This window comes from Pseudomonas sp. S09G 359 (assembly GCF_002843605.1).
Classification (GTDB): Bacteria; Pseudomonadota; Gammaproteobacteria; order Pseudomonadales; family Pseudomonadaceae; genus Aquipseudomonas.
Genome location: NZ_CP025263.1, coordinates 6,610,186 through 6,623,720, shown reverse-complemented (window position 1 = coordinate 6,623,720; position 13,535 = coordinate 6,610,186). Strand labels below are relative to the sequence as shown.

Sequence of the window (13,535 nt, the reverse complement as noted above, 5' to 3'; positions counted from 1 at the left end):
CTGAAGGAACCCAGTCCAAATGTGGGAGGGGGCAAGCCCCCTTCCACAGTTTTAACCGCATTCCATCAGCCAAACTGGTAGTGCAATTCATTATCCCGGCTGCTGATCCGCACACCCGCCAACGCCTTGCCTTCGAGCATGCGCGTGAGGAACTCGCGGCTCATGTCCGGCAGCAGGCTGTTGGTGAGGATGGTGTCGATCATGCGCCCGCCGCTTTCGGTTTCGGTGCAGCGCGAGACGATCAGGTCGACCACCGCGTCGTCGTAGTCGAACGCAACCTTGTGGGTGTTCTCCACGCGCTTCTTGATGCGGTTGAGTTGCAGGCGGGTGATCGCCTTGAGCATCTCGTCGCTCAGCGGGTAGTACGGGATGGTCACCAAACGGCCGAGCAACGCCGGCGGGAAAATCTCCAGCAGTGGCTGGCGCAGGGCCTTGGCGATCGCTTCCGGCTCCGGCACATTCGCCGGGTCTTTGCAGACCTGGGAAATCAGCTCGGTGCCGGCGTTGGTGGTCAGCAGGATCAGGGTGTTCTTGAAGTCGATCACGCGGCCTTCGCCGTCCTCCATCACGCCCTTGTCGAACACCTGGAAGAAGATCTCGTGCACGTCCGGGTGGGCTTTTTCCACCTCGTCCAGCAGCACCACGCTGTAGGGTTTGCGCCGCACTGCTTCGGTCAGCACGCCGCCTTCGCCGTAGCCGATATAACCCGGTGGCGCGCCCTTGAGGGTCGACACCGTGTGGGCTTCCTGGAATTCGCTCATGTTAATGGTGATCACGTTCTGCTCGCCGCCGTACATGGCTTCGGCCAGGGCCAGGGCGGTTTCGGTCTTGCCCACACCCGAGGTGCCGGCGAGCATGAACACACCAATCGGCTTGCTCGGGTTGTCGAGGCCGGCGCGGGAGGTCTGGATGCGCTTGGCGATCATCTGCAGCGCGTGGTCCTGGCCGATGATGCGTTTTTTCAGGTGCTGGTCGAGGTTGAGCACCGTCTCCAGCTCGTTGCGCGCCATGCGGCCCACCGGGATGCCGGTCCAGTCAGCGACCACCGAGGCCACGGCCTGGTAATCCACGGTCGGCAGGATCAGCGGGGTTTCGCCTTGCAGGGCGGTGAGGCGCTGTTGCAGGTCGACGAGTTGCGCACGCAGTTCGTCGTTGCCGCTGTCCACCACACCGGCTTTTTCACGCAACGTTGCACGGGTCGCGAGCAGCTCGTCCACCAGCGCTTTCTCTTCGGCCCAGCGGCTTTCCAGGCTGGCCAGGCGCTCGCGCTCGGCGCTCAGCAAGGCTTCGCTGTTGCTCTGGCGCGCACCAATATCGATGCCGATGGCATGCTCGCGGGCGATGATCTGCAGCTCGGTTTCCAGCGCTTCGATGCGGCGGCGGCTGTCATCCACTTCGGCTGGCACTGCGTGCAGGCTGATGGCGACGCGGGCGCAAGCGGTGTCCAGCAGGCTGACGGATTTGTCCGGCAACTGGCGCGCCGGAATGTAGCGGTGCGACAGCTTCACCGAGGCTTCCAGGGCTTCGTCGAGGATCTGCACCTGATGGTGCTTTTCCATGGTCGAAGCCACGCCGCGCATCATCAGCAGCGCCTTGTCTTCCGACGGCTCGGCCACTTGCACCACCTGGAAACGGCGGGTCAGGGCCGGGTCTTTCTCGATGTGTTTCTTGTACTCGGCCCAGGTGGTGGCGGCGACGGTGCGCAGGGTGCCACGGGCGAGGGCGGGCTTGAGCAGGTTGGCTGCGTCGCCCGTGCCGGCAGCGCCACCGGCACCCACCAGGGTGTGGGCTTCGTCGATAAACAGGATGATCGGCTTGGGCGAGGCCTGCACGTCTTCGATGACTTGGCGCAGGCGCTGTTCAAATTCGCCTTTCATGCTCGCGCCGGCTTGCAGCAGGCCCACGTCGAGGCTGCGCAACTCCACGTCTTTGAGCGCGGGCGGCACGTCGCCGGCGACGATACGCAGGGCGAACCCTTCGACCACGGCGGTCTTGCCCACCCCGGCTTCACCGGTGAGGATCGGGTTGTTCTGGCGGCGGCGCATGAGGATGTCGACCAGTTGGCGAATCTCTTCGTCACGCCCGACGATCGGGTCAAGCTTGCCGCTGCGTGCCTGCTCGGTGAGGTCCACGGTGAAGCGCTTGAGGGCTTCCTGCTTGCCCATCGCGCTCGGTGCCATGGCGCCGCTGGCTTCGCCGGGAACGCCAGCATTGAAGCCATCGCTGGCACTCAACGCATTCTCGGGCGAGTCGCCGACGTACTCGTCAAACCGCTCGCTCAGGGCCTCGGCCTTGATCTTGTCGAACTCCGAAGACAAACCCAGCAGCGCGTGGCGCAGGCTTGGCGTCTTCAGAATGCCCAGCACCAGGTAACCGGTGCGCACCTGGCTTTCGCCGAACATCAGGCTGCCGTAGACCCAGCCGCGTTCCACGGCTTCTTCCACATGGGACGACAGATCGGTGATCGAGGTGGAGCCGCGCGGCAGGCGGTCCAGGGCTTCGGTCAGGTCGCGGGCCAGGCGTGCCGGCTCCACGTTGAACTGGCGGATGATGCGGTGCAGGTCGGAGTCCTGCAGTTGCAGCAACTGATGAAACCAGTGGGCCAGCTCCACATACGGGTTGCCCCGCAGCTTGCAGAATACCGTGGCGGCTTCGATGGCTTTGTAGGCCACGCTGTTGAGTTTGCCGAACAGTGCGGCGCGACTGATTTCACCCATGCTCTGGATTCCTTGAGGTGGTGGCGTGATCGGCGTAATGCCGTGCCAGGATTAGGTCGTTGGCGTCAACCGCAGGTTGGCCGAGCCAGGTGTTGAAGCCCAGGCGGAACTGGCCGTTGAGTTGCAGCTTGGGGACTTCGGGTTGTTGCAGAACCAGGTTCAAGTCCCAGTCCAATTCGTGGCCCAGGTACTCGGCGACCCACGCCACCAGCTCGTTGAACGGCGAGTGGCCGGGCAGCATGCCCATGTAGTCATCGAGCTTGAGCGGGCCTAGGCGGATACGGAATTTATGCTGGCGGTCCCACACGTGGCTGCCCAGGCAGAAATCCACGCCCAACCTGTTGGCGCTGACGCCCACACGGCTGCGCTCGGGCAGTTCCAGCCATTGGCCAACGTACTCCTCGATCTCCACCGGCAGGCTGAAATACTCGCTGAGGATGGCTTTCAAGCCGTCCGGGTAGCGGGTTTGCGCCGACAGGTGGCCGCTGTAATGCAGCTTGGCGGTGTCCGCGATCAGGCCCTGGTTGAGCAGGCTCGGCATGCCCCGGCCACTCAAGGCAGCGAGGCGCGCGGACCAGTAGTCGTCGTCCGGCCGGTCGTGGCTGACCGTCGGCCGCGCCTCGGCCCAGGCCCGGTAGAACAGGCTCAGCAGGCGGTGATGGAACACATCCAGGAATTGCTTGCTGGTGCTGTCGGCGTTGTTGCGCTGGCGCTCGCGCACATACTCGGTGATGTGCAGCGGCAGCGGGCCGTTGGGGCCGCCGAGGCCGAAGAAGAACTGCTCCAGCCGCGCCGGCTTGCCGTCGCCACCGGGGTCGACCGAGGCCAGGGTGGCTGGGGCAAAGGTGCAATCGGCCTGTTGCCCCAGGCGCAACGGGTCATCCGCCAGGCGCAGGGAATGGCCCAGGCGTGGCAGGTCCGGCGATTCGCACTCGATACGCCGCAGCGCCTGGAAGAAGTCGTATTCCCAGGGCTCCTGATGCATCGCATCCAGAGTATTCACAGGGTCGGACGCCGCCCGGGCTTGGCTTTCCATCGCATGATCTCGCCGCGTTCGGTGGTACGGATCACCGTCTCGGTAAAGCTGTTGATCGACACGTAGCGTGCCAGGAAGCGCTCCAGTACCGCACCGAGCAGAAACACACCGGTGCCGCGAAACGCGTTTTCATCGAATTCCAGGGTGATTTCCAGGCCGCGCCCAAACACGATCGGGCCGGGCATCGGCAAGCGCCGGGTCACGGCTTTGCTGCTGACTTCGCGCAGGCCTTCGATCTGCAATTGCAGGGCGGCGTCGTTGCTGTCGCCGTACAGGCGCAGTAGTTCACGCAAGGCAGCGGCGCCCTGGCCCTGTTCACTCAGCGACAGGTAGTTGAGTGACAGCTGGCTGATCAGGCGCCAGGCCTTGGCGTCGTGGGCATGGCTGGCGCGCGGGCGGCTTGGGCCGGCCACGCAACGCACGGCCAATACCGGAGCGCTGTCGGCCAGGGTGAAGTCGGTCTTGCCGTTGCCCACGCTCATGAACAGCGGCAAGTCGCGGTTGGTGCACAGCGCAGTCACGCCGAGCTGGCGCAGGTCATGGCCGTAGGGCGCCTGGCGGCTGTCCACCAGGCTGACGAAGGTTTCGCTGCCCACGTACGTGGAGCGCGGGCCGTTGCGGCGCTGGTCGCTGGACAGCACGCGCGGTTCGCGGCGCACCGTGTAATAGGCCTGGTCGCGGCCATAACGGGACGGATCGCGCACCGCATAAAACGGCAAGAACGGCTGCTCCGGCCCAGTGCCGTGGCCGGTGATACCGCTCAGGGAGTGAATCTCGAAATCCATCGGCCGCGTGCGGTCGGCGATCACATGGTGTTCGTTGACCCGGTCAGACAAGTGGATACGGTCTACGCGCTTGGGGAACAGGTTGATCGCCGGCGTGCAGAACGGCAAAAACTGCGCCGCGCCAACGCTGCCTTCCAGGCTCGGCTCGTGACGGTCGAACAGCACGATCAGCTCCAGTTCCTGGCCGTCGCAGCGTTTGACTGCGCGACTCAGCTCGGCGAATTCGACGAACAAGTAGCGATGGGGCAGGGCGAAGTATTCCTGCAACAGGCGATAGCCCTGGAAGGCGCGCGCCACCACCGGCATGGCCGCGTCGGCGTCGTCAAAGCCCCGCGAGCGCAACGCGTCTTGCGGCAGGCGTTCGACCCAATCGCCGCCGGGCTTGCGTGCAAACACCGCGCAGGCGTTGCCGAGCAGTTGCTCGTAGAGGCGGAACGGTTGCTCGTCCGCACCGCTGAGGTACAGCGGCAGGTTGTCCAGGTCGAGGCTATTGAACGGCAATTCGGCGCCGGTGCGCAGGGTCAGGCGCAGGCCGGCCTTGGCTTTCGGCTCACTGGCGGCCAGGCGCCCGAGCACGGCAGCAGGGTTGCCGAAGTACTCGGCGTTGCTCACCTGCAACGGCCACAGCGTCACCGGGTGCGCGGTGCGGTATTCGCAGCAGGTCTGGGTTTCGCGGCCCAGGGCGGCGCGCAATACCGTATCGCGCGGCAGCGGGAAACCGCTGGCCAGGGAGCCCTCGTCGGGGTCGGTCTGCAGTTGCACCACGGTCATCGACGGCGTCGGCGCCAGGTAGTGCGGGTAGGCGATTTCCAGCAGGTTGTGGGTGAAGGTCGGGTACTCGGCGTCGAGCTTGAGTTGCACGCGGGCCGTCAGGTAGGCAAAACCTTCGAGCAGGCGTTCGACGTACGGGTCGGCGCAGTCCATACCGGACAGGGTCAGCCGACTGGCGATCTTCGGGTATTCCTTGGCGAACTCGGCGGCGCTTTCGCGCACGTGGTGCAGTTCCTGGTTGTACAGCTCCAGCAGGCGCGGGTTCATGGGCGTCTCCGCTGGTCGGCGTTGACCACACGCACATGGCCGGATTCCAGGTCGAGGTCGGTTTGCAGCAACAGGCGCAACGGCACCGGCTGCGCCCACAGGTCGCCTTCAATCTCGAAACTCAGCGCGTTGTGATTCATTTCGCCATGGCCGACCCGCGCCTTGACGCGCAGGGTGTGGCGCAAAATGCGCGGTTCAAAAGTGGCGATGGCCTGGTAGATCAAGGCTTCGAGCGCTTTGATATCCACACTGGAAACGCTGTTGCCCGCGAGTGCCGGCAGGCCATAGTTGACCACCGAAGTACCGGCCGGGGTGTGCAGCGTGGCATCGGCATCCAGCAACGACGTGGTGTTGAGCAGCCACGCCAGGTCGCGCAGTACCGAGGCTTTTAATTGGGTCAGGGACAGCACGCGTTTGTCGGCGCTTTCCTTGGGATTGGTTGGGTCGTCGTCGGTCAACCGGTCCAGCAGGGACGGTTGCAGACGGTCGCGGGAAGCGATTTCAGTTACCACCAAAGCAGCTCCACGGACGGGTTGCGAAAGGAACAAGAAGTATGGGGCCGCAGCGCGAGGCCACGGCCCCAAGGGCTATCAGCGCTTGGTGTTGGAACGGATGTTCCAGCCAAACTTGATCGCGCCGCCGTCTTTGGTGCCGTCGGCTTTCTGCGGCTGGTAGTCGACCATCACTTGGGCGAAGTTCAGGGTGACGTTTTCGGTCAGGCGGTCATCGCTGCCCGAACCGCCGGTGCTCAGGGACGTCACCAGCACTTCTTCCAGGTTGATCACCATGTACTCGACCTGGCTCTCGCCACCGGCCTTGCGCACGGTGAGCTTGACCTTGTCGATGTGCTTGCCGCTGGCGCAGTGCATCATCAGGTTCGGCGAGGCCTTGTCGACGTACTTGGTCAGCGACAGGTCCTGGATATTCACCTTGCCTGCACCGCCGCCACCGCCCACGTGCATATTGCCGGACTGGGCCATGCCCCAGCTCCAGTTCAGCACGTCGATTTCGTCCTTGTGGGCCTTGTCCATGGACTCGCCCTTGATGTCGCCGATCTTGATGAAAATATCAACAGCCATGTTTTCTCCCTGTGTGGCGCTTGCCACTTGATATGGTTTGTGTGGGAGTCCGCTTGTGTGGGAGCGGGCTTGCTCGCGAAAGCGGTGTATCAGCCTAAGATGTTTCGACTGACCCACCGTATTCGCGAGCATGCCCGCTCCCACACAAGCCCCCTCCCACAGAAGAGCTAGCTCATCCGATGTTTAGGCGCTTTTCGCCGAAGGCAGCTTCGATACCAGGCGCAGCGACACGGTCAGCCCTTCGAGCTGGTAGTGCGGGCGCAGGTAGAACTTGGAGTTGTAGTACCCCGGGTTGCCTTCGACGTCTTCCACGATCACTTCGGCGGCGGCCAACGGGTGCTGGGCCTTGGTGGTTTCGGTGGAGTGCGCCGGGTCGCCGTCGACGTAGTTGAGGATCCAGTCCTGCAACCAGCGCTGCATCTCGTCCTTCTCTTTGAAGGAACCGATCTTGTCGCGCACGATGCACTTCAAGTAGTGGGCGAAACGGCAGGTGGCGAACAGGTACGGCAGGCGTGCGGCCAGGTTGGCGTTGGCGGTGGCGTCCGGGTCGTCGTATTCGGCCGGTTTTTGCAGCGACTGCGCGCCAATGAACGCGGCGAAGTCGGTGTTTTTCTTGTGCAGCAGCGGCATGAAACCGTTCTTCGCCAGCTCCGCTTCACGGCGGTCGCTGATGGCGATTTCGGTCGGGCACTTCATGTCCACGCCACCGTCATCGGTAGGGAACGTGTGCGCCGGCAGGTTTTCCACTTCACCGCCGGACTCCACGCCACGGATGCGCGAGCACCAGCCGTAGTGTTTGAACGAACGGTTGATGTTCACCGCCATCGCGTAGGCCGCGTTGGCCCAGGTGTACTTGGAGCTGTCGGCGCCGTCGGTGTTCTCTTCGAAGGCGAAGGCTTCTACCGGGTCAGTCTTGGCGCCATACGGCAGGCGCGCCAGGAAGCGCGGCATGGTCAGGCCGATGTAGCGCGAGTCTTCCGATTCACGCAGCGAGCGCCAGCCGGCGTATTCCGGGGTGGTGAAAATCTTGGTCAGGTCGCGCGGGTTCGACAGTTCCTGCCACGAGCCCATGCCCATCACGGTCGGCGAGGCCGCAGCGATGAACGGGGCGTGCATCGCCGCGCAGACTTTCGACAGTTCGCCCAGCAGCTCCACGTCCGGAGGGGACTGGTCGAAGTAGTAGTCGCCGACCAGGCAGCCGTAAGGTTCGCCGCCGAACTGGCCGTATTCTTCTTCGTACATCTTCTTGAAGATCGGGCTCTGGTCCCACGCGGTGCCCTTGAATTTCTTCAGGGTCTTGTGCAGGTCCGGCTTGGAGATGTTGAGCACGCGAATCTTCAGCTGCTCATCGCTCTCGGTGTTGTTGACCAGATAGTGCAGGCCACGCCAGGCGCTTTCCAGCTGCTGGAAGTCCTGGTGGTGGATGATCTGGTTGACCTGGGCAGTGAGCTTGGCGTCGATGGCGGCGATGATCGATTCGATCGACTTGATCGCGTCATTGGACACCAGGTCGGTTTGCGCCAAGGCCTGTTCAGCCAAGGTGCGCACGGCAGTTTCCACGGCTTCGCGGGCACGTTCGGTCTTGGGCTTGAACTCTTGCAACAGCAGGTTGGCGAACTCGCTGGCTTCCTCGGTGGCACCCAGGATCTGGCTGCCTTCGCGGGCGGTATTGTCGGTCATGATTATTGGTCCCCTGCAGGCTTCGGCGCGCTGGCAAGTGCCTGAAGCAGTGCCGGGTCCTTGATTGCCTTCATGATGATTTCTTCAGCGCCGGTCTTGCCGTCCATGTAGGTCAGCAGGTTGGCCAACTGGGTGCGGGCTTCGAGCAGCTGGTTCAGCGAGTCGACCTTGCGGGCCACGGCGGCCGGGCTGAAGTCGTCCATGCTTTCGAAGGTGATGTCCAGGCTCAGGTTGCCTTCGCCGGTCAGCTCATTCGGTACGTGGAACGCCACGCGCGGCTGCATGGCCTTGAGGCGCGAGTCGAAGTTGTCGACGTCCACTTCAAGGAACTTGCGGTCAGCCACCGGGGCCAGAGGCTCGGCAGGCTTGCCGGCGAGGTCGGCCATCACACCCATCACGAAGGGCAGTTGGACCTTTTTCTCGGCGCCATAAAGCTCGACGTCGTACTCGATCTGCACTCGAGGCGCGCGGTTGCGCGCGATGAATTTCTGAGAACTTTGCTTCGCCACGTTGCTGCTCCTGGTCGCTTGAGCGACGGTGTTGTTACTGCATGGCCTGGCGGTTTACTCGCCGTCCGGGCCACGCAGGTTTTCAAATTGGGACATGCCGTCGGGAATCAGATTGCGCACGATGGCCGCGAAATCGGCATGCACCAGATTCTTCGCCCGGTTCAACAGCACCGGCAGTGGGCTCGAAGGCTCGTGCCGGGTGTAGTACGCAAGGATCTTGTCGAGGCTGCGCAGCACGTCATCACGGTTGGCGATGTCGCCCACCGGGCGCGGTGCTGCGGGGGCGGCAGCGAAGTCGACCGAGGGGGCATTGTCGTCACTGACGGCCTCGGGTTCGCTGCTGCTGTCGGTGCCAGGCACCGCTTGGTTGAGGATCTGCAGCGCCTGCTTGAGCGGCTGCTTCAAGGTGGTGAGGTCCACGCCCTGGGCGGAACCGACTTGATCGTTGACCTGCTGCTCGATGGCCTCGCAGGCAGCTCGCGCTGCGCCCAGGGCATCGCGGGTGGCTTGCAGCTGCTCGGGGTCGCTGTCGAGGAACGCGGCGTTTAGCTGTTGGGCACCCAATTGCTCATCGGGGAAACTCATCAGGCCGCTGGCGTTGAGGGCCGCGCGCAGGGTCACCGGGCCGAAGGTGCGCGAGCGCGTGAGGATGCTTTCGCGCAGCAGGCGGATGGTAGCGTCGCTGGTCAAGCCGGAGAGGGCGTTGATGCGCACGGTGGGGTCGTTATCGTCGTCGGCATCCAGGCGCGGGTGCAGGTCGGTCCAGTACTCGCGCAGCAGCGCGTTGATCAGCGTCAGGACGTCGGCCAGCCCGGCTACGCCCTGGAGCGCGAGGGAGCTTTGCAACAGAAAATGGGTGATGCGCAGGTCTTTGCTGCGCTGCAACAGGTCGAGGCTTTGCTGCTGGATGCTGCGCCATTCCGGCGGCTCAGCGGGCAGGATCGAGTCGCCCATGCTGCGCTCGGGCTGACCCTTGGCATCACGCTCAAGTTGAAGAAATTGCGCGTCATATTCCATGTCTTCGCCACAAGGCGAGTTCGCGGAAACGGCGGCGAGCAGCAACGGCACATCCACTGAATTTGATCTCCCTATCAGCCCGTTAGATGGCGGGCAAAGCATGCATTAGTTGCGCGAGGAACTTTGCATGTTTTCTTGGTCATATAATTGCGATGCCACTAATGTGCCACCACTGCAATGCAAGAAGTTGTGCATTTTTGGTGTAGTACTTACGCCTTGTCAAGGTAAGCTATTCGCCCTCTGTGACAGATGTGCGGTGCTTAACAACCCGCGCGACTGGTGGGTCGAATGGCGCACCGGGATAGGATTTTTGTCATGCAGCCCAGTTAAGATCAGCGATCATGCTGGCATTGGCAGGCTGTGGAAGGTCGATTGCACGACCTGATGGGGAACTCTCGGGAACCGCTGTCCCGGGAATCGACTGCGCGCGAAGTATCAGCAAGGAGGCAAGATGTCGCTGTGTTTGACTATCACTAGTTATCACAAAATCACCCCTGGGCAATGCGCCGAAAAGTCCATGAACCAGGGCTCGATGGCTATCGGCCGCAGCTCGGATAATGACTGGGTATTGCCGGACCCTGAGCGCCTGGTGTCTTCGCAACATTGCGTTATTCAATACAAAGATGGCCGTTATTATTTAACCGATAACAGTACAAACGGTGTGGAGCTGGTCAACGCCGCTATTCGTTTGCGTAGAGGTAACAGCGAACCCCTGCAAGATGGCGAGTTGATCCGCATCGGCGATTACGAGATCCAGGCGCGTATCGACTTCAACGTGCAGGCCATCGATAGCCAGCCCTTTGCCGGTGAATCGCCGAACAGCTTTGAAGCCTTGATGGGCGCCGTGGCGAGCAAGCCTGTGGCCACGCCGGTAATCGCGCCGCATTTCCACGGTGCGTCGTCGATGGACACGCTGCCGGACCTGTTCGACTTCCTCAGCCCCACCGCCGTGCCGCCGCCGACCGTGCCGGACCACGTGCCTTCCGAGCAGCACGATTTCCGCCCGCCAACGCCAGTCGCCGTGGAAAAAACGCCGGTCGCAGGCTCGGTGATTCCCGAAGACTGGGACCTGTTTGGCGACACACCCGCGCCGGTCGCGCCGCCACCTGCGCCACCGCCGCCCGTCATCCAGCCGCCACCCGTGGTCGAAGCGGTCGCCGATACCCAGCAACAACCTGACCTGCTGCAAGCCTTCCTGCGGGGTGCCGGCCTGGACCAGCTGCGTCTGGACAAGGTCCAGGCAGAAGCCCAGATGGAAAGCATCGGCCGCAGCTACCGGCTGATGGTCGAAGGCCTGATCGACGTGTTGCGTGCCCGTGCCAGCCTCAAGGGCGAGTTCCGCATGCAGCAGACGATGATCCAGCCCGCCGAAAACAACCCGTTGAAATTTGCCCCGAACGCCGACGAAGCCTTGTTGCTGCTGCTTCGCCACGGCAACCAAGCGTTTATGGCGCCGGACGCGGCCGTGCGCGACAGTTTCGACGACTTGCGCGCCCACCAGTTGGCCGTGATGGCCGGGGTTGAAGCGGCGATCAAACACCTGCTCACACGCTTTGAACCGGCGCAGTTGGAAGAGCGCATGGGCAAGCCCGGCGGGCTCTCGAGTATTTTCAACGGCTCGCGCCAGGCCCAGTACTGGCAGCAGTTCACTGAGCTTTACAGCAATATTTCCCGCGAGGCCCAGGAAGATTTCCAGGACCTGTTCGGCCGCGAATTCAGCCGAGCCTACGAAGAACACAGCGCACGCCAACGTCGCTGACCCGCACTACATGGATCTAACGGATAGCTAAGTACGTCATTGAGGACGCAGGATGATTCCCAGGTTTTTACTCGCAGTTGCCACACTGCTGCTGACGGCGTGTGCCAACGACACCGCCAAACCCGAAGCCGCCGCCGAAGCAGACGCGGACACTGCCGCCGTCGAGCTGCACTTCCACGCGATTGCCGGGCTTAACCCCGGCGCCAACGGCCAGGCCGCGCCGGTGCGGGTGCGCATCTTCGAACTGAAAAACGCCGCCACCTTCGGCCGTTCCGACTACTTCGCCCTGGCTGACCGCGCGCAATCCACCCTCGGCCTGGACCTGCTGGACCAGGACGAAGTGATGGTGCAACCCGGCCAGCAACTGAGCATCCAGCGCGACCTCGACCCGTCCACCCGCCAGATCGGCTTGCTGGTGGGTTACCGCGAGCTGGACCGCGCGCAATGGCGCACGGTGATCAGCGTGCCGCCGCGCCAATACACCGAATACCAGATCAGCCTCGATGTACGTGCCGTGCGCGCCGATGTCGTGGTTTCCCCATCCAGCCCTGCCCAATAACGCAATCGGAGCCCCCATGTCCTGGAACAATCGCGTGGTCTGGTCGGAAGGCATGTTCATCGGAACGCAGCACTTCCAGCAGCATGACCGTTACCTGGAAAACCTGATCGACGCCCGCAGCCGCCCGTTGTCCGCAGGCAGTTGGGGCTTCTCCGAACTGCTGATCGACCAGGGCCTGTTGACCCAGGGCAAGCTGGCAATCGTGTCGGCGCGCGGCCTGTTGCCCGACGGCACGCCGTTCAATATTCCCCAGGATGACCTGGCGCCGAGCCCGCTGAATATTGACGACAGCCTGCGCGACGGCCTGGTTTACCTCGCTTTGCCGCTCAAGCGCGCCGGCGCCCGTGACACGGTGGATGAGGGCGAGCCCCTGGAAGCCGCGCGTTACGTGAGCCAGGTGCGCGAAGTCCGTGACGACAACGCGCCGTTCGAAAACCGCGCGCCAGTGGCCGTGGGTTCGCGTGCCCTGCGCCTGTTGACCGCCCAGGATGGCATCAGCGATTACGCGGCCGTGGGCCTGGTGCGCATCAAGGAAAAACGCGCCGACCGCGCCCTGGTGCTGGATGACTCTTACATCCCGCCGGTGTTGGACGTGGCTGCGAGCAAGTCGCTGACGGCCTTTCGCAGCGAGCTGCTTGGCCTGCTGCACCAGCGCGGCGAAGCCCTGGCCGGCCGTGTGGTCGCCTCGGGCGCGGGCGGCGCGTCGGAAATCGCCGACTTCATGCTGCTGCAACTGGTCAACCGGGCGCAGCCGCTGATCCAGCATTTGAGCCAGTTGAGCCCGCTGCATCCGGAGCGCTTGTTCAGCGAACTGGTGAGCCTGGCCGGTGAGTTCTCGACTTTTTCCACCGCTGGCCGGCGCCCCCAGGAATACCCGCAGTACCAGCACGACGACCTGGCCCTGAGCTTCGCCCCGGTGATGGCGGCCCTGCGTGAAGCGCTGTCAATGCTGATCGACAGCAAGGCCACGCCGATCCCGATTGTCGAAAAAGCCTACGGCATCCACGTGGCCATGCTCGCCGACAAAACCCTGCTCGACAGCGCCAGTTTCATCCTGGTGGTGCGCGCCGATGTACCCGGCGAAACCCTGCGCTCGCGCTTCGGCCAGCAAAGCAAGGTCGGCTCGGTGGAGCACATCCGCGACATGGTCAACCTGCAACTGCCGGGCATCGGCCTGCTGCCGTTGCCGGTGGCGCCACGCCAGATCCCGTACCACGCCGGCAGCACCTATTACGAGTTGGACCGTGGCAGCGAGCACTGGCAGCAACTGAACAACTCCGGCGGTTTTGCCTTCCATATCGCCGGGCAGTTCCCGGGTTTGAACCTGGCCTTCTGGGCGATCCGAGGATAAACCGC

Annotated in this window: 11 protein-coding genes; 3 read left to right on the top strand and 8 right to left on the bottom strand. The window is 63.4% G+C overall.

Features of this window, described 5'->3' with window-relative positions; all coding sequences use genetic code 11:
• Positions 1–65 precede the first annotated feature (65 nt).
• The 8 genes from tssH to tssA all read right to left on the bottom strand — a co-directional run bounded on the left by tssH (position 66) and on the right by tssA (position 9,918).
• On the bottom strand, positions 66–2,717 hold the full coding sequence (gene tssH, locus CXQ82_RS30565; RefSeq protein ID WP_101273615.1) for a type VI secretion system ATPase TssH: 2,652 nt from the start codon (positions 2,715–2,717) through the stop codon (positions 66–68).
• The gene (tssG, locus tag CXQ82_RS30560; RefSeq protein ID WP_101273614.1) at positions 2,710–3,753 is read right to left on the bottom strand and encodes a type VI secretion system baseplate subunit TssG; all 1,044 of its coding nucleotides are present in this window, start codon (positions 3,751–3,753) and stop codon (positions 2,710–2,712) included. Before tssG ends, tssH begins: the two co-directional genes overlap by 8 nt.
• On the bottom strand, positions 3,717–5,576 hold the full coding sequence (tssF, locus tag CXQ82_RS30555) for a type VI secretion system baseplate subunit TssF (protein ID WP_101273613.1): 1,860 nt from the start codon (positions 5,574–5,576) through the stop codon (positions 3,717–3,719). The genes tssG and tssF overlap by 37 nt, the downstream gene beginning before the upstream one ends.
• Positions 5,573–6,088, bottom strand: a complete 516-nt coding sequence (tssE, locus tag CXQ82_RS30550) for a type VI secretion system baseplate subunit TssE (RefSeq protein ID WP_005792513.1) — start codon at positions 6,086–6,088, stop codon at positions 5,573–5,575. The genes tssF and tssE overlap by 4 nt, the downstream gene beginning before the upstream one ends.
• 78 nt (positions 6,089–6,166) lie before the next feature.
• Positions 6,167–6,655: a type VI secretion system tube protein Hcp gene (locus CXQ82_RS30545; RefSeq protein ID WP_017735732.1), complete on the bottom strand. Its 489-nt coding sequence runs from the start codon at positions 6,653–6,655 to the stop codon at positions 6,167–6,169.
• A 183-nt stretch (positions 6,656–6,838) separates the two neighbouring features.
• A complete protein-coding gene (gene tssC / locus CXQ82_RS30540; RefSeq protein ID WP_101273612.1) occupies positions 6,839–8,335 on the bottom strand; it encodes a type VI secretion system contractile sheath large subunit in 1,497 nt (498 codons plus the stop codon).
• A 2-nt stretch (positions 8,336–8,337) separates the two neighbouring features.
• On the bottom strand, positions 8,338–8,844 hold the full coding sequence (gene tssB / locus CXQ82_RS30535) for a type VI secretion system contractile sheath small subunit (protein WP_010207547.1): 507 nt from the start codon (positions 8,842–8,844) through the stop codon (positions 8,338–8,340).
• Positions 8,845–8,898: 54 nt separating this feature from the next.
• Positions 8,899–9,918 carry a type VI secretion system protein TssA gene (gene tssA, locus CXQ82_RS30530; protein ID WP_101273611.1) on the bottom strand — a complete coding sequence of 340 codons (1,020 nt, stop codon included), beginning with the start codon at positions 9,916–9,918 and terminating at the stop codon, positions 8,899–8,901.
• Between the two features lie 394 nt (positions 9,919–10,312).
• Here tssA and tagH point away from each other — a divergent pair, with 394 nt between their 5' ends.
• Genes tagH through tssK form a run of 3 tightly spaced genes read left to right on the top strand, consistent with a single transcriptional unit; the run spans position 10,313 to position 13,530 of the window.
• Positions 10,313–11,620 carry a type VI secretion system-associated FHA domain protein TagH gene (gene tagH / locus CXQ82_RS30525; protein ID WP_101273610.1) on the top strand — a complete coding sequence of 436 codons (1,308 nt, stop codon included), beginning with the start codon at positions 10,313–10,315 and terminating at the stop codon, positions 11,618–11,620.
• Positions 11,621–11,672: 52 nt separating this feature from the next.
• Positions 11,673–12,179 carry a type VI secretion system lipoprotein TssJ gene (gene tssJ / locus CXQ82_RS30520; protein ID WP_101273609.1) on the top strand — a complete coding sequence of 169 codons (507 nt, stop codon included), beginning with the start codon at positions 11,673–11,675 and terminating at the stop codon, positions 12,177–12,179.
• Between the two features lie 16 nt (positions 12,180–12,195).
• Entirely contained in the window at positions 12,196–13,530 is a 1,335-nt protein-coding gene (gene tssK / locus CXQ82_RS30515; RefSeq protein WP_101273608.1) for a type VI secretion system baseplate subunit TssK, read from the top strand.
• Positions 13,531–13,535 lie beyond the last annotated feature (5 nt).

What these genes read in the sequence shown, in the direction of transcription:
- tssH (WP_101273615.1), bottom strand. Translation starts at nt 2,717, where the DNA reads ATGGGTGAAATCAGTCGCGCCGCACTGTTCGGCAAACTCAACAGCGTG.
- tssG (WP_101273614.1), bottom strand. Translation starts at nt 3,753, where the DNA reads ATGGAAAGCCAAGCCCGGGCGGCGTCCGACCCTGTGAATACTCTGGAT.
- tssF (WP_101273613.1), bottom strand. Translation starts at nt 5,576, where the DNA reads ATGAACCCGCGCCTGCTGGAGCTGTACAACCAGGAACTGCACCACGTG.
- CXQ82_RS30545 (WP_017735732.1), bottom strand. Translation starts at nt 6,655, where the DNA reads ATGGCTGTTGATATTTTCATCAAGATCGGCGACATCAAGGGCGAGTCC.
- tssC (WP_101273612.1), bottom strand. Translation starts at nt 8,335, where the DNA reads ATGACCGACAATACCGCCCGCGAAGGCAGCCAGATCCTGGGTGCCACC.
- tagH (WP_101273610.1), top strand. Translation starts at nt 10,313, where the DNA reads ATGTCGCTGTGTTTGACTATCACTAGTTATCACAAAATCACCCCTGGG.
- tssJ (WP_101273609.1), top strand. Translation starts at nt 11,673, where the DNA reads ATGATTCCCAGGTTTTTACTCGCAGTTGCCACACTGCTGCTGACGGCG.
- tssK (WP_101273608.1), top strand. Translation starts at nt 12,196, where the DNA reads ATGTCCTGGAACAATCGCGTGGTCTGGTCGGAAGGCATGTTCATCGGA.